21 protein-coding genes are annotated in these 13,212 nt (G+C 68.4%); 1 reads left to right on the top strand and 20 read right to left on the bottom strand.

What is annotated here, in order from left to right:
* Window positions 1–8: 8 nt before the first annotated feature.
* The 10 genes from E1218_RS10540 to E1218_RS10495 form a co-directional block, all read right to left on the bottom strand.
* Entirely contained in the window at window positions 9–623 is a 615-nt protein-coding gene (locus E1218_RS10540) for a class I SAM-dependent methyltransferase (RefSeq protein WP_132318759.1), read from the bottom strand.
* The gene (truA, locus tag E1218_RS10535) at window positions 616–1,443 is read right to left on the bottom strand and encodes a tRNA pseudouridine(38-40) synthase TruA (protein WP_132318757.1); all 828 of its coding nucleotides are present in this window, start codon (window positions 1,441–1,443) and stop codon (window positions 616–618) included. Before truA ends, E1218_RS10540 begins: the two co-directional genes overlap by 8 nt.
* A 66-nt stretch (window positions 1,444–1,509) precedes the next feature.
* On the bottom strand, window positions 1,510–2,196 hold the full coding sequence (rplQ, locus tag E1218_RS38175) for a 50S ribosomal protein L17, sunset domain variant (RefSeq protein ID WP_132318755.1): 687 nt from the start codon (window positions 2,194–2,196) through the stop codon (window positions 1,510–1,512).
* Window positions 2,197–2,243: 47 nt separating this feature from the next.
* On the bottom strand, window positions 2,244–3,269 hold the full coding sequence (locus tag E1218_RS10525; RefSeq protein WP_132318753.1) for a DNA-directed RNA polymerase subunit alpha: 1,026 nt from the start codon (window positions 3,267–3,269) through the stop codon (window positions 2,244–2,246).
* A gap of 102 nt (window positions 3,270–3,371) precedes the next feature.
* On the bottom strand, window positions 3,372–3,980 hold the full coding sequence (rpsD, locus tag E1218_RS10520) for a 30S ribosomal protein S4 (protein ID WP_132318751.1): 609 nt from the start codon (window positions 3,978–3,980) through the stop codon (window positions 3,372–3,374).
* A 22-nt stretch (window positions 3,981–4,002) separates the two neighbouring features.
* On the bottom strand, window positions 4,003–4,410 hold the full coding sequence (gene rpsK, locus E1218_RS10515) for a 30S ribosomal protein S11 (RefSeq protein ID WP_012923659.1): 408 nt from the start codon (window positions 4,408–4,410) through the stop codon (window positions 4,003–4,005).
* A gap of 41 nt (window positions 4,411–4,451) precedes the next feature.
* Window positions 4,452–4,823: a 30S ribosomal protein S13 gene (rpsM, locus tag E1218_RS10510; protein ID WP_132318749.1), complete on the bottom strand. Its 372-nt coding sequence runs from the start codon at window positions 4,821–4,823 to the stop codon at window positions 4,452–4,454.
* A gap of 186 nt (window positions 4,824–5,009) precedes the next feature.
* A complete protein-coding gene (gene rpmJ / locus E1218_RS10505; protein ID WP_008361054.1) occupies window positions 5,010–5,123 on the bottom strand; it encodes a 50S ribosomal protein L36 in 114 nt (37 codons plus the stop codon).
* A gap of 35 nt (window positions 5,124–5,158) precedes the next feature.
* Entirely contained in the window at window positions 5,159–5,380 is a 222-nt protein-coding gene (gene infA, locus E1218_RS10500; protein ID WP_012923661.1) for a translation initiation factor IF-1, read from the bottom strand.
* A gap of 162 nt (window positions 5,381–5,542) precedes the next feature.
* Entirely contained in the window at window positions 5,543–5,872 is a 330-nt protein-coding gene (locus E1218_RS10495) for a winged helix-turn-helix transcriptional regulator (RefSeq protein ID WP_132318747.1), read from the bottom strand.
* A gap of 77 nt (window positions 5,873–5,949) precedes the next feature.
* Here E1218_RS10495 and E1218_RS10490 point away from each other — a divergent pair, with 77 nt between their 5' ends.
* On the top strand, window positions 5,950–6,819 hold the full coding sequence (locus tag E1218_RS10490) for an NAD(P)-dependent oxidoreductase (RefSeq protein WP_132318745.1): 870 nt from the start codon (window positions 5,950–5,952) through the stop codon (window positions 6,817–6,819).
* On the opposite strand, the gene E1218_RS10485 is transcribed toward E1218_RS10490, so the two are convergent.
* The 10 genes from E1218_RS10485 to rplF form a co-directional block, all read right to left on the bottom strand.
* A complete protein-coding gene (locus E1218_RS10485) occupies window positions 6,803–7,615 on the bottom strand; it encodes a hypothetical protein (RefSeq protein ID WP_132318743.1) in 813 nt (270 codons plus the stop codon). The genes E1218_RS10490 and E1218_RS10485 overlap by 17 nt on opposite strands.
* Entirely contained in the window at window positions 7,612–8,064 is a 453-nt protein-coding gene (locus E1218_RS10480) for a DUF1707 SHOCT-like domain-containing protein (RefSeq protein ID WP_132318741.1), read from the bottom strand. The genes E1218_RS10485 and E1218_RS10480 overlap by 4 nt, the downstream gene beginning before the upstream one ends.
* Before the next feature lie 105 nt (window positions 8,065–8,169).
* A complete protein-coding gene (gene map / locus E1218_RS10475; protein ID WP_407657596.1) occupies window positions 8,170–8,991 on the bottom strand; it encodes a type I methionyl aminopeptidase in 822 nt (273 codons plus the stop codon).
* A 13-nt stretch (window positions 8,992–9,004) separates the two neighbouring features.
* On the bottom strand, window positions 9,005–9,577 hold the full coding sequence (locus E1218_RS10470; RefSeq protein ID WP_132318737.1) for an adenylate kinase: 573 nt from the start codon (window positions 9,575–9,577) through the stop codon (window positions 9,005–9,007).
* Window positions 9,577–10,878: a preprotein translocase subunit SecY gene (gene secY, locus E1218_RS10465; RefSeq protein WP_132318735.1), complete on the bottom strand. Its 1,302-nt coding sequence runs from the start codon at window positions 10,876–10,878 to the stop codon at window positions 9,577–9,579. The genes E1218_RS10470 and secY overlap by 1 nt, the downstream gene beginning before the upstream one ends.
* A gap of 134 nt (window positions 10,879–11,012) precedes the next feature.
* Window positions 11,013–11,453, bottom strand: coding sequence for a 50S ribosomal protein L15 (gene rplO, locus E1218_RS10460; RefSeq protein WP_132318733.1), 441 nt, complete (start codon window positions 11,451–11,453; stop codon window positions 11,013–11,015).
* Between the two features lies 1 nt (window position 11,454).
* Window positions 11,455–11,637, bottom strand: a complete 183-nt coding sequence (rpmD, locus tag E1218_RS10455; protein WP_132318731.1) for a 50S ribosomal protein L30 — start codon at window positions 11,635–11,637, stop codon at window positions 11,455–11,457.
* Window positions 11,637–12,236 carry a 30S ribosomal protein S5 gene (gene rpsE, locus E1218_RS10450; RefSeq protein WP_132318729.1) on the bottom strand — a complete coding sequence of 200 codons (600 nt, stop codon included), beginning with the start codon at window positions 12,234–12,236 and terminating at the stop codon, window positions 11,637–11,639. The genes rpmD and rpsE overlap by 1 nt, the downstream gene beginning before the upstream one ends.
* A 28-nt stretch (window positions 12,237–12,264) precedes the next feature.
* Window positions 12,265–12,648: a 50S ribosomal protein L18 gene (gene rplR, locus E1218_RS10445; RefSeq protein ID WP_132318727.1), complete on the bottom strand. Its 384-nt coding sequence runs from the start codon at window positions 12,646–12,648 to the stop codon at window positions 12,265–12,267.
* A gap of 2 nt (window positions 12,649–12,650) precedes the next feature.
* On the bottom strand, window positions 12,651–13,193 hold the full coding sequence (gene rplF, locus E1218_RS10440) for a 50S ribosomal protein L6 (protein WP_132318725.1): 543 nt from the start codon (window positions 13,191–13,193) through the stop codon (window positions 12,651–12,653).
* Between the last annotated feature and the right edge of the window lie 19 nt (window positions 13,194–13,212).

Here is a 13,212-nt window from a genome sequence, read left to right as displayed (position 1 = left end):
CCATACCCTCAGGACGGCGACGGACCCGCGTTCGTTGCACGCAGGACCCGGAACCCCTTCGCGCTGCCGATCCGCGTGCAGGGGTAGCCCTGCTCGGTCATCCAGCGCTGCAACGAGTCGCCGCCCAGGTTCTTGCCGACGACGAACCATGCCACGCCGCCGGGGGCAAGACGGGGCAGCCAGTGCAGCAGCATCTTGTGCAGCTCGGGCTTGCCGATGTGGATCGCCGGGTTCGACCACAGCTGGTCGAAGCGCATCACCTCCGGTACGCCCTCCGGCAGCACCGGATGCACCCGGTCGGCCACACCGGCCCTCCGGGCGTTCTCCGCGGTCAGCTCCAGCGCCCGGGTGTTCACGTCGACCGCCCACACCTCGGCCTTCGGCGCCTCCACCGCGAGGGCACACGCGATCGGCCCGTAGCCGGTCCCGAGGTCGAGGAATGTGCCCGGCCCGGTCGGCGGTTCCACCTCGCGCAGCAGGACCGCCGTACCGATGTCCAGGCGGTCGCGGGAGAACACCCCGGTGGCCGTCGTGAAGGTGTACTCGCGTCGCCAGATCCGCGCCTCGACAGTACGGCGTACGTCGGCCGAACCGGGCTCCGCCGAGAAGTAGTGGTCAGCCACGCTGGTGCACCTCTCCCCTGACCTGACGGGCCTGCAGCGCCCGCGCGGCCAACTCGTCGTCGGCCGGGTAGCGCACTTCCTCCAGTGTGAGGCCGTGGGCGGGCAGAACCGACACGGCCGAGTCCCGCACCTTCCCAGCCAGTACGGCGGCCGGCCAGTCGACCTCACGCCGTCCGTCACCCACGGGGATCAGTGCGCCTACGAGCGCCCGGACCATCGAGTGGCAGAAGGCATCCGCGACGACCGTGCCTTCGAGCTGTCCGACGCCGGTCCGCTGCCAGGAGTACTCCAGGAGTGCCCGGACCGTGCTGGCGCCCTCGCGCTTCTTGCAGAAGGCAGCGAAGTCGTGTTCGCCGAGCAGGCCTGCGGCCGCGGCGTTCATGCGGTCCACGTCCAGCGGGCGGCCCACGCGCAGTACGTGCCCACGCCGCAGCGGGTCCCAGCCTGCGGGGTCGTCGCACAGCCGGTACACGTAGCGGCGGGCCAGAGCGGAGAAACGGGCGTCAAAGCCCGCTGGAGCCTCGCTGACGGCCGTGACGGCTACGTCCGCGGGTAGGACGCCATTCAGGCTCCTGAGGAGCCTCAGCGGCTCCACAGCGCCTTCGAGGTCCACGTGAGTGACCTGGCTACGGGCATGCACGCCGGTGTCCGTCCGGCCGGCGCAGGTGACCCTCGGCGGCTCCGGCAACCGCAGGACGACGCGGAGGGTCTCCTCCAGCACGCCCTGCACGGTCCGGAGGCCTTCCTGACGGGCCCAGCCGTGGAAGGCCGTCCCGTCGTACCTGAGGTCTATCCGCCAACGCCCAGTACCGTCGAACACAGTGCAATCTAACGCAACAGCGCCCCCTCACCGTGAAGTGAGGGGGCGCCGCCGGACCAACCGGTGTTACTTGTCGTCGTCCTCGGTCTCGCCGGCCTTGGTGAAGCCGGCGGCCTCGGCGTCCGCCTCCGTCTTGAACCAGACCTCGGCCTCGGTCTGGTCGTACCACGGCGAGTCGGCGGTGTGGTACTTCATCGAGTTCTCGTTGCCCTTGATCACGAAGCCGTCCGGCGCGCTGCCGTCGGCGTTCGGGGGGGCGGAACCCTCGTACTTGCCCGCGACAACGTCCTCGGTCTTCTCGTCCTGGACGTCCTCGGCCTTGTCCTCGGCGACAGCCTTCTTCGCCGCGGCCTTCTTGGCCGGAGCCTTCTTCGCGGCCTTCTTCGGCGAGTCGGCGAGTGCCTCGACCAGCTCGATCTTCACCATCGGCGCGTTGTCGCCCTTGCGCGGGCCGAGCTTGGTGATCCGGGTGTAGCCGCCCGGGCGGTCGGCGTACCGCTCGCCGATCTCGGTGAAGAGCACGTGCACGACGCTCTTGTCCTTGATCCGCTTCATCACCTGGCGGCGCGAGTTCAGGTCACCACGCTTCGCCTTGGTGATCATCTGCTCCGCCAGCGGCTGCAGGCGCTTGGCCTTGGCCGCGGTGGTGGTGATGGCGCCGTGCTCGAACAGCGACGTCGCGAGGTTGCTGAGGATCAGCTTCTCGTGCGCCGGGCTGCCGCCCAGCCGGGCACCCTTGGTGGGGGTAGGCATCTCTTGACTCCAGGAATCTCAGGCCGCTCGGCCCGGGGGTGGTTGACTCAGTACTGCTCGGTCTCGGCGAAGCTCTCGTCCTCGTCGTCCGACTCGGTGCCGTAGGCCTCGGCGGCCGCGCGCAGGTCGAAGCCAGGAGGCGAGTCCTTGAGCGACAGGCCCATCTCGGCCAGCTTCAGCTTGACCTCGTCGATCGACTTGGAGCCGAAGTTGCGGATGTCCAGCAGGTCCTGCTCGCTGCGCGAGATCAGCTCACCCACGGTGTGGATGCCCTCACGCTTGAGGCAGTTGTACGACCGGACGGTCAGCTGCAGGTCCTCGACCGGCAGGGCCAGGTCGGCGGCCATCTGCTCGTCCACCGGCGACGGGCCGATGTCGATGCCCTCGGCCTCGACGTTCAGCTCGCGGGCCAGGCCGAACAGCTCGACCAGCGTCTTGCCGGCCGACGCGACGGCGTCGCGGGGCAGCATCGACGGCTTGGTCTCGACGTCGACCACGAGGCGGTCGAAGTCGGTCCGCTGCTCGACACGGGTCGCCTCGACCTTGTAGGTGACCTTGAGCACCGGCGAGTAGATCGAGTCGACCGGCATCCGGCCGATCTCGGCGTCGGCGGACTTGTTCTGGATCGCCGAGACGTAGCCCCGGCCCCGCTCGACGACCAGCTCCATCTCGAGCCGGCCCTTCTCGTTCAGGGTGGCGATCTTCAGGTCCGGGTTGTGCACCTCGACACCGGCCGGCGGCGCGATGTCCGCGGCGGTGACGTCACCGGGGCCCTGCTTGCGCAGGTACATGGTGACCGGCTCGTCGTGCTCGGAGGAGACGACCAGGTCCTTCAGGTTCAGGATCAGCTGGGTGGCGTCTTCCTTGACCCCGGCAACGGTCGAGAACTCGTGCAGGACACCGTCGACCTTGATGCTGGTCACGGCGGCACCGGGGATGGAGGACAGCAGCGTGCGGCGGATCGAGTTGCCGAGGGTGTAGCCGAAGCCCGGCTCCAGCGGCTCGATCACGAACCGCGAGCGGTGCTCGCCGACGACCTCTTCGGTCAGGGTGGGGCGCTGTGCGATAAGCAACTTCGTGTTCCTTCTCTGTTCGCGACGACCACTATTTGAGGTCGCGAGGGATGAAGAACACCGATCCGGCCGGCGGCCGGGAGGCCACCGGCCGGAGCCGGGTCAGTTCTTCGAGTAGAGCTCGACGATCAGGTGCTCGGCGACCTGGGTGTCGATCTGCTGCCGGGTCGGCAGCTGGTGGACGAGGATGCGCAGCCGCTCGGGCAGCACCTCGAGCCAGGCCGGGACGACGCGCTCGGAGTGCGTCTCCCGGGCGATGATGAACGGGGTCGTCTCGACCGACTTCGCCTTGACATCGATGATGTCGTGGGCGGCCACCCGGTACGACGGGATGTTCACCTTGACGCCGTTCACGGTGAAGTGACCGTGCACGACGAGCTGACGGGCCTGCCGCCGGGTCCGGGCCAGGCCGGCGCGGTACACGACGTTGTCCAGCCGGGACTCCAGGATGATCAGCAGGTTGTCACCGGTCTTGCCGGAGCGCCGCGAGGCCTCCTCGTAGTACCGGCGGAACTGCTTCTCCAGGACGCCGTACGAGAAGCGGGCCTTCTGCTTCTCGCGCAGCTGGAGCAGGTACTCGCTCTCCTTCGGGCGGCCGCGGCCGTGCATACCCGGCGGGTACGGACGACGCTCGAACGCCTTGTCGCCACCGACGAGGTCGACCCCGAGACGGCGCGACTTCTTGGTCATGGGTCCGGTGTAACGGGCCATTGTGTGTGCTCCTCTCGGAAGGTCAGACCCGGCGCCGCTTGGGCGGGCGGCAGCCGTTGTGTGCGGTCGGGGTGACGTCCTGGATGGTGCCGACCTCGAGGCCGACGGCACCCAGCGAACGGATCGCGGTCTCACGGCCGGAGCCGGGACCCTTCACGAACACGTCGATCTTGCGCATGCCGTGCTCCATCGCGCGGCGCCCGGCGGCCTCGGCGGCCATCTGCGCGGCGAACGGGGTGGACTTGCGCGAACCCTTGAAGCCGACGGTGCCCGCGGAAGCCCACGAGATGACCGCGCCGGTCGGGTCGGTGATCGTCACGATCGTGTTGTTGAACGTGCTCTTGATGTGCGCGTGGCCGGCGGCCACGTTCTTCTTCTCCTTGCGGCGCACCTTCTTCGCGCCGGCCGCGGTGCGGCTCTTGGGAGGCATAGGTCAGTTGCTCCTGGGGTGGTCGACGGTCATCCGGGTCATCACTTCTTCTTCTTGCCGGCGATCGCCTTGCGACGACCCTTGCGGCTGCGGGCGTTGGTCCGCGTGCGCTGACCACGCACCGGCAGGCCGCTGCGGTGCCGGCGACCCTGGTACGACCCGATCTCGATCTTGCGGCGGATGTCCGCGGTCACCTCGCGACGGAGGTCACCTTCGATCTTGTAGTTGCCTTCGATCCAGTCCCGGAGCTTCACCAGCTCCTCGTCGCCCAGCTCGTGGACGCGCCTGTCACCGGAGATCCCGGTGGCTTCGAGCGTCTTCAGGGCGCGAGTACGTCCTACACCGAAGATGTAGGTGAGAGCGACCTCGATGCGCTTGTCGCGCGGCAGGTCGACCCCTACGAGGCGTGCCATGTGGCGGTGTTCCTTTCGTCGGCAGAGGTGTGGCGGCGCGCCGCGTCCCCGCCCGCCTCGGTGTCGCTGTGCTTCACCGGCAGGGCCCCGGCCTCTGTTCCGGGGGCGACGTCAGGCCGGGTTGCGGTGGCCTGACGAGCGTGCGCGCTGTGGTGCGAAAGTGCTGGTGCTGCTCGAGTGGGGCTGTCAGCCCTGCCGCTGCTTGTGCCGCGGGTTCTCGCAGATCACCATGACCCGGCCGTGACGGCGGATCACCTTGCACTTGTCGCAGATCTTCTTGACGCTCGGATTGACCTTCATCGAGCTTCTTTCTTCGACAGGTGTTGGTGGTGGTCTTACTTGTACCGGTAGACGATGCGACCCCGGGTGAGGTCGTACGGCGACAGCTCCACGACGACCCGGTCCTCGGGGAGGATCCGGATGTAGTGCTGCCTCATCTTGCCGCTGATGTGCGCGAGCACCTTGTGCCCGTTGGACAGCTCAACACGGAACATCGCGTTCGGCAGGGCCTCGACGATGGTGCCCTCGAGTTCGATGACTCCCTCTTTTTTGGGCATGTCCTCGCACTTCTGTAGACGACGTACTGAATGATGGTTCTGTCTCCTGGCGCCCTCCTGACGCGAGCGTCAGGCAGCCGCGGGCACGACGAGCCAGAGGCTACAAAGAGCCAAGGGAAGAGTCTACGCCACTCACCCAGGCGAAACCCAATCGAGACCCGGTCAGCCCGCGCGGGAGGCCTCCAGGATCTCCAGATGCTCGGCTCCCCAGGCATCCAGCGGCGCCAGCGCCACGTTGAGTGACTGGCCGAGCCCGGTCAGCGAGTACTCGACCCGCGGCGGGACCTGCCGGAAGACCTCGCGGTGCACGATGTCCCGGGCCTCCAGCTCGCGCAGCTGCTGGATCAGCATCTTCTCGGTCACGCCGGCGATCTCCCGGCGCAGCTCGCCGAACCGCATCGGCCCGTGGTGCAGCGCCCAGAGGATCCGCGGCTTCCACTTGCCGCCGATCACGTCCGCCGCGGCGTCCAGGCCACAGCTGTACGGAACCATCACTTACCTTCCGGTCAGTACCTGACAAAATAGTGGGTACTTGTCCATCCTAAAGGGATCGCACCAGGCTGGACAGCATGAGAACTCCTGTCACCGTCCTCGGCCTCGGCGCGATGGGCACCGCCCTCGCCCGGGCCTTCCTGGCCGCCGGCCACCCGACCACCGTCTGGAACCGGACACCCGGCCGCTCCCCCGAGCTCGACGCCCTCGGCGCCACCCGCGCGGCCACTGCCGCCGAGGCCGTCGCCGCCGGCCGACTCGTCGTGGTCTGCCTGCTCGACGACACCACCGTCCGCGCCACCCTCGAGCCGCTCGCCGCCGAACTGACCGGCCGCACCCTGGCCAACCTCACCAGCAGCCTGCCCTCCCGGGCCCGAGCGCTCGCGGACTGGGCCGCCGGGCACGGCATCGAGTTTCTGGACGGCGGCATCATGGCCGTTCCGGTGATGATCGGCGGCCCCGAGGCCTTCATCCTGTACAGCGGCTCCACGGTCGCCTTCGAGCAGTACGAGCACGACCTCGCAGCCGCCGCGCGACCGGCGTACGTCGGCAAGGATCCGGGGCTGGCCTCGCTGCACGACTTCACCCTCCTCAGCGCGATGTACCCGATGCTCGGCGGGGCCGCGCACGCGCTCGCCCTGATCAGTCGCGAGGACATCTCGCCGACGACGTTCACCGACAGCTACCTGGTGCCCTGGCTGAGCGCGATGCTCGGGCAGCTCCCGGCTATGGCGAAGGACCTCGAACACGGCCCGGACGGACCGGCCGGGTCGAACCTCGCCATGCAGGCGAACGGGTTCCACGAGCTCGTCGACCTGGCCGTCGAGCAGGGCGTCGACCCACGCATGCTCGCTCCGATGGAGCAGCTCCTGCGCAGAGCGGTCGACGCCGGGCACGGCGACGAGGACCTGGCCGCGCTGGTCCCGCTGCTCAGGGCTGGTGCCTAGCCGCCCACTGCTCGCCCGCGCGCCAGATCTGCTCGGGCATCAGGTCGAGCAGGTCGCACGCGGCGTCCAGCTGCGCGAGGGCGGTGGCCGAGTCGCGGTACGCCGGCAGGATCGCGACGAACCGCCGCCCCTCGCAGCTGAACCCGAACGGCGGGACGGCGGCCAGCTCCTCGACCGCGCGCGGATGCAGAACCGCCTCCGCGTGGTCCTCGCGACCGTTGAACAGGAGATACCGCCCGGGCAGACCGTCGACGGCCAGCTTCATCGGCAGCAGGCTCGCGGCCGCCACCGGCGCCAGCGCGGCCGGCAGCACCTGCAGCGGCGGAAGCGGCCGGTCCACCTGCAGGTCGAGGAAGTCGAAGCCGAGATCGCGCCGGCCGACCTTGTGCCGGAACCGGCCGGTCGAGAACTCCCGGCCCCGGTGCCGGCCCGACGTCACGTCGTACACCTCGGCGTCCGGATCCACCGAGAACGGCGGGAACGGCCAGCGCCGCAGCAACTCGGGCCGGTCCACACTGAGCCGCCAGCCCATCTGGCCGACGACGTCACCCCAGGCCTTGCGCCGCCGGCTCTCGGCGATTCGCACGCCGACCGTGAACCCGGCCAGCACCAGGAACCAGATCAGCATCATCCAGCCGACCGAGCGCGGCTTGAGCAGCAGTCCGGCGATCGCCAGCGGTACGGCGACCGCGAACCAGATCACGTAGACGACGGCCGACCCCTGCCGCAGCTGCCACTCCCAGTCCGGCCGCAGACGTGGGCCGACGACGCGACGGGTGACCGGGGCCGCTGTCAACGGCGCTTCCCGAGGTTGCTCAGCGCGAACAGGGTCCAGGGGATCAGCAACCAGACCGGCCAGAAGTGCGGCCAGTTCCCACCGTTCGCGACGCCGATGACGAACCAGATCACCACGTTGATCAGCACGACGCCGGTGAAACCGCCGCCGAGTGCCGCCAGTCCGTGCCGCTCCGGGTGGCCGTCCCGCTTCCGCTCCGGGAACTCACCGGGCGCCGGGGCCGGCTTGCTGTCCTGCACCACCGCCGGGGTCTGGTAGGTCCGCACCGGCGGCAGGTCCCGCACCAGCGGCTCCAGCTCGCCGTACGTCTGCACGGAGTACAACTGGTCGAGGCGGGAGGTGAACTCGGGTTGGTCCAGCCGGCCGTCCGCGAACGCGTCCCGCAGCCGGCCGGCGATCTTGTCCCGGTCGGCTTCGGTGAAACGCTGGTGCGGCTGGTACTGAGGCATAGCTCAAGTGTGCCTCAGCGGCAGGGGCGACGGCGTCCCCCGAGGGGTGGACGCACGTAGTCCGCCGACACGGGCGGTGAGCGGACTTCGGCGTACCGTGATCGGTCAGTCGGCGAGCGCGCCGACCTTGACGCCGAGCTCGGCCAGCTTGGCCTCGCCGCCGTCCAGTGCGGTCAGCACCCACGGGCCCTGCGGGGTGAGCGTGAAGGTGTGCTCGGTGTGCGCGGCGGCCTTGCCGTCGTCGGTGACGACCGTCCAGTCGTCGTCGAGCGTGTGGTTGTCCTGCCGGCCAAGGGTGAGCATCGGCTCGACCGCGAGCGCCATCCCCTCGACCAGCTTCGGGCCGCGGCCGGGACGGCCGAAGTTCGGCACGTTCGGCGGCTGGTGCATCGCCGAGCCGATCCCGTGCCCGACGAAGTCCTCGACGATCCCGTACGACGAGTTCGCCCGGACGTGGGTTTCGATCGCCGCCGAGATGTCGGTCAGCCGCCCGCCGAGCCTGGCCGCGGCGAACCCGCGCCACATCGACTCCTCGCAGATCCGGGCCAGCTCGAGCAGTTCCGGCTCCACGTCGCCGACCGCGACCGTGATCGCGGCGTCGCCGTGCCAGCCGTCCACGATCGCACCGCAGTCGATCGAGATCAGGTCGCCGTCGGCCAGCAGCCGGTCACCGGGAATGCCGTGCACGATCTCGTCGTTCACCGATGCGCAGATCGAGCCGGTGAAGCCGTGGTAGCCCTTGAACGACGGCGTCGCGCCGGAGGACCGGATGTTGTCCTCGGCGATCGCGTCCAGCTCGCGGGTGCTGATGCCGGGGCGGACCTCACCACGGAGCAGTGCCAGCGTGCGGCCGACGACCAGGCCGGCCGCACGCATGGAGAGGATCTGCTCGCGGGTCTTGATCTCGATCCCGCGATCCCTGAACATCACCGCACGCCGCTTACTCGGTGATGGTCTTCAGGGCGGCGAGCACACGCTCGCTCACCTCGTCGATTTCGCCGACACCGTCCACCTCGACCAGCAGGCCGCGCTGGGCGTACACCCGCAGCAGCGGCTTGGTCTCGGCGGTGTAGACGTCCTGCCGGTGCCGGACGACCTCCTCGGAGTCGTCCGCCCGGCCCTCGACGTGCGCCCGCCGGAGCATCCGGTCGACCAGGACGTCGGTGTCGGCGATCAGCGCCACCACCGCGTCCAGCTTGTGGCCGTGCTCGGCCAGGATGTCGTCCAGCGTGCCGACCTGGGCCAGCGTCCGCGGGTAGCCGTCCAGCAGGAAGCCGTCGCCGGCGTCCGCCTCGGACAGCCGGTCCCGCACCATCGCGTTGGTGACCTCGTCCGGGACGTAGTCACCGGCATCCATGTAGCGCTTCGCCTCGAGCCCGAGCGGCGTCTCGTCCTTGACGTTCGCACGGAAGATGTCGCCGGTGGACACGGCCGGGATATTCAGGCGTTCCGCAAGCACCTTTGCCTGCGTGCCCTTGCCCGCCCCGGGCGGACCCATCAGCAACATTCTCATCAGCGCAAGAACCCTTCGTAGTTACGCTGCTGCAACTGAGACTCGATCTGCTTCACGGTGTCCAGACCGACGCCGACCATGATCAGGATCGACGTACCGCCGAACGGGAAGTTCTGGTTCGCGTTCAGGAGCACCAGCGCGACCAACGGGATCATCGAGATCACCGCGAGGTAGAGCGCGCCGGGCAGCGTGATGCGGGACAGCACGTAGCCCAGGTACTCCTCTGTCGGCCGGCCCGCCCGGATGCCCGGGATGAAGCCGCCGTACTTCTTCATGTTGTCCGCGACTTCCTTCGGGTTGAAGGTGATCGAGACGTAGAAGTACGTGAAGAAGATGATCAGGGCGACGTAGGAGATCATGTACACGGGGTGGTCGCCGGTGACCATATTCGCCTGGATCCACTGGGCCCAGGACTTCTCCTGCTGGAACTGGCTGACCAGCACCGGCAGGTAGATCAGGCTGGAGGCGAAGATGACCGGGATGACACCGGCCTGGTTCACCTTCAGCGGGATGTACGTCGACGTGCCGCCGAACATCTTGCGGCCGACCATGCGCTTGGCGTACTGCACCGGGATCCGGCGCTGCGCCTGCTCGATGAAGATCACCGCGGCCATGATCACCAGGCCGACGACCAGCACAACGACGAAGATGCCGAGGCCCTTCTCCTTGCGGATGCTCCACAGCTGCGAGGGGAAGGTGGCCACGATCTGGGTGAAGATCAGGATCGACATGCCGTTGCCGACACCGCGGTCGGTGATCAGCTCGCCCAGCCACATCACCACACCGGTACCGGCCGTCATGGTCAGCACCATCACGACCACCGGGAACCAGCTGTCGTCGTGCAGCAGCGGCTCCTGGCACCCCTGGAACAGCCGGCCCGGAGTCCGCGCCAGCGCGACGAACGCAGTGGCCTGCAGGATCGCCAGCCCGACGGTCAGGAACCGGGTGTACTGCGTGATCTTGGCCTGTCCCGCCTGACCTTCCTTCTTCAGCGACTCCAGCCGCGGGATCACCACGGTGAGCAGCTGCAGGATGATGCTGGCGGTGATGTAGGGCATGATGCCGAGCGCGAAGATCGCCAGCTGCAGCAGCGCACCGCCGGAGAACAGGTTGATCAGGTTGTACAGGTTCGCGTTGGCGCCGCCCTGGGCCTGCTTGAGACAGACGTCCAGCGAGTTGACGTTGACGCCGGGTGCCGGAACGACCGAACCGATCCGGAAGATCACGATGATGAAGAGCACGAACAAGAGCTTCCGGCGCAGGTCCGGAGTCTTGAACGCGTTGGCAAAGGCGCCTAACACCCTGTCCTCCCACATGTTTCCTCTGCCCGGTCAGGGCAGGGGCCTAGCAAAGCAGCTTGGCAAGAGACGAACCAGGGCTCGTCCGAACTCCAGCGCACGATATCAAGCGCCGGCTCGCACGAGCCCTGGACACATCACACCTCGGTGGTGGTCCCCCCGGCCGCCTGGATCTTCTCCTGGGCGGACTTGGAGAACTTGTGCACCGAAACCTGCAGTGCCACGGTCAGCTCGCCGTCACCCAGCACCTTCACCGGCTGACCGCTGCGAACCGCGCCCTTGGCGACCAGGTCGGCCACGCCGACCTCACCGCCTTCGGGGAACAGTTGTCCGAGCTTGTCCAGGTTAACGACCTGGAACTCCACCCGGTTCCTGCTCTTGAAGCCCTTCAGCTTCGGGAGCCGCATGTGCAGCGGCATCTGGCCACCCTCGAAGTACTCGGGGATGTTGTTGCGGGCCTTGCTGCCCTTGGTTCCGCGGCCGGCGGTCTTGCCCTTGCTGCCCTCACCACGACCCACGCGGGTCTTGGCGGTCTTGGCACCGGGCGCCGGACGCAGGTGGTGAACCTTGAGCGCCATGTCAGTCGACCTCCTCGACGGTGATGAGGTGGCGAACCGTGCGGACCATGCCGCGGACCTCAGGCTTGTCCTCGTGGACGGCGGTGTCGCCGATCCGCTTGACGCCCAGGGTGCGCAGCGTGTCGCGCTGGTTCTGCTTGCCACCGATACCGGAACGGACCTGGGTCACCTTCAGGCGTGCCATCAGGAGGCCACCTCCGCCCGCGCCTTCAGCAGCGCCGCCGGGGCGACGTCCTCGACCGGCAGGCCACGGCGCGCGGCCACGGCCTCCGGGGTCTCCAGGCTGCGCAGCGCCGCAACGGTGGCGTGCACCACGTTGATGGCGTTGGACGAGCCCAGCGACTTGCTCAGGATGTCGTGGATCCCCGCGCACTCCAGTACGGCGCGCGCCGAGCCACCCGCGATCACTCCGGTACCAGGAGCGGCCGGACGCAGCATGACGACGCCTGCGGCCTTCTCGCCCTGCACCGGGTGCGGGATGGTGCCCTGGATCCTCGGCACCTTGAAGAATGCCTTCTTGGCCTCCTCGACGCCCTTGGCGATCGCCGCGGGCACCTCCTTGGCCTTGCCGTACCCCACACCGACGGTGCCTTCACCGTCGCCGACGACCACGAGGGCGGTGAAGCTGAAGCGACGACCACCCTTCACGACCTTGGCGACACGGTTGATGGCTACCACACGCTCGATGTAGGCGGTCTTGTCGGCTGCCGCACCACGACCACCGTCGCGGTTACGGCGCTCACCACCGGCGCCGCCTCCGCGACGCTGCTGGCCTCCGCTCATTTCGAACTACCTTCTTCCTTTGTCGCCATCAGAAGCCGAGCCCGCCCTCGCGGGCGGCGTCGGCCAGGGCCGCGATACGGCCGTGGTACTTGTTTCCGGCCCGGTCGAAGACGACCGAGTCGATGCCGGCGGCCTTCGCCCGGTCGGCGATCAGGCCGCCGACGGTCTTGGCCTTGTCCGTCTTGTTCGCCTCCGCGCCGCGCAGGTCGGCCTCCATGGTGGAGGCGGACACCAGCGTCTTGCCGGCCACGTCGTCGATGACCTGCACGAACAGGTGCTTCGAGGACTTGGTGACCACCAGCCGCGGCCGGTCGGCCGTGCCGTTGATCTTCTTCCGGACCCGGATCTGGCGACGCAGCCGCGACGCCGTCTTCTTGGCGGAGTGCTTGTGCGGACGCAGTCCGATCGCCATGGTTACTTACCAGCCTTTCCGACCTTGCGGCGGACCTGCTCGCCGGCGTACCGCACACCCTTGCCCTTGTACGGCTCGGGCTTGCGCAGCTTGCGGATGTTGGCGGCAACCTCGCCGACGGACTGCTTGTCGATACCCTGCACCGAGAACTTGGTCGGCGACTCCACCGCGAAGGTGATGCCGTCCGGTGCCTCCACCGTGATGGTGTGGCTGTACCCGAGCGAGAACTCCAGTGTGGCCGGGCCCTTGGACAGGACGCGGTACCCGACGCCGACGATCTCGAGCTTCTTCTCGTAGCCGTCCGTCACGCCGGTCACCAGGTTGGCGATCAGGGTGCGGGACAGGCCGTGCAGTTCCTTGCTCTTGCGCTGGTCGTCGGGGCGGGTGACGGCGATGGTGCCGTCCTCGTCCCGGTCGACCGCGATGGGTTCAGCGACGACGTGCGACAGCTGACCCTTCGGACCCTTCACGGTGACCGTCTGGCCGTCGATCGTGACGTCGACGCCGGACGGGACCGTGATCGGGAGCTTACCGATGCGAGACATGAGAGTGGTCCTCCTTCCG

It is taken from the genome of Kribbella turkmenica, from assembly GCF_004348725.1.
Classification (GTDB): Bacteria; Actinomycetota; Actinomycetes; order Propionibacteriales; family Kribbellaceae; genus Kribbella; species Kribbella turkmenica.
Note: the sequence above shows the minus strand (reverse complement) of the source record. Positions and strands in the feature narration are given on the sequence as shown.

Bases quoted from the DNA above. Each gene is read 5' to 3' on its own strand.
- rplQ (WP_132318755.1), bottom strand. From the start codon at position 2,196: ATGCCTACCCCCACCAAGGGTGCCCGGCTGGGCGGCAGCCCGGCGCAC.
- rpsD (WP_132318751.1), bottom strand. From the start codon at position 3,980: ATGGCCCGTTACACCGGACCCATGACCAAGAAGTCGCGCCGTCTCGGG.
- rpsK (WP_012923659.1), bottom strand. From the start codon at position 4,410: ATGCCTCCCAAGAGCCGCACCGCGGCCGGCGCGAAGAAGGTGCGCCGC.
- rpsM (WP_132318749.1), bottom strand. From the start codon at position 4,823: ATGGCACGCCTCGTAGGGGTCGACCTGCCGCGCGACAAGCGCATCGAG.
- rpmJ (WP_008361054.1), bottom strand. From the start codon at position 5,123: ATGAAGGTCAATCCGAGCGTCAAGAAGATCTGCGACAAGTGCAAGGTG.
- infA (WP_012923661.1), bottom strand. From the start codon at position 5,380: ATGCCCAAAAAAGAGGGAGTCATCGAACTCGAGGGCACCATCGTCGAG.
- E1218_RS10495 (WP_132318747.1), bottom strand. From the start codon at position 5,872: ATGGTTCCGTACAGCTGTGGCCTGGACGCCGCGGCGGACGTGATCGGC.
- E1218_RS10490 (WP_132318745.1), top strand. From the start codon at position 5,950: ATGAGAACTCCTGTCACCGTCCTCGGCCTCGGCGCGATGGGCACCGCC.
- E1218_RS10480 (WP_132318741.1), bottom strand. From the start codon at position 8,064: ATGCCTCAGTACCAGCCGCACCAGCGTTTCACCGAAGCCGACCGGGAC.
- map (WP_407657596.1), bottom strand. From the start codon at position 8,991: ATGTTCAGGGATCGCGGGATCGAGATCAAGACCCGCGAGCAGATCCTC.
- E1218_RS10470 (WP_132318737.1), bottom strand. From the start codon at position 9,577: ATGAGAATGTTGCTGATGGGTCCGCCCGGGGCGGGCAAGGGCACGCAG.
- rplO (WP_132318733.1), bottom strand. From the start codon at position 11,453: ATGGCGCTCAAGGTTCACCACCTGCGTCCGGCGCCCGGTGCCAAGACC.
- rpmD (WP_132318731.1), bottom strand. From the start codon at position 11,637: ATGGCACGCCTGAAGGTGACCCAGGTCCGTTCCGGTATCGGTGGCAAG.
- rpsE (WP_132318729.1), bottom strand. From the start codon at position 12,236: ATGAGCGGAGGCCAGCAGCGTCGCGGAGGCGGCGCCGGTGGTGAGCGC.
- rplR (WP_132318727.1), bottom strand. From the start codon at position 12,648: ATGGCGATCGGACTGCGTCCGCACAAGCACTCCGCCAAGAAGACGGCG.
- rplF (WP_132318725.1), bottom strand. From the start codon at position 13,193: ATGTCTCGCATCGGTAAGCTCCCGATCACGGTCCCGTCCGGCGTCGAC.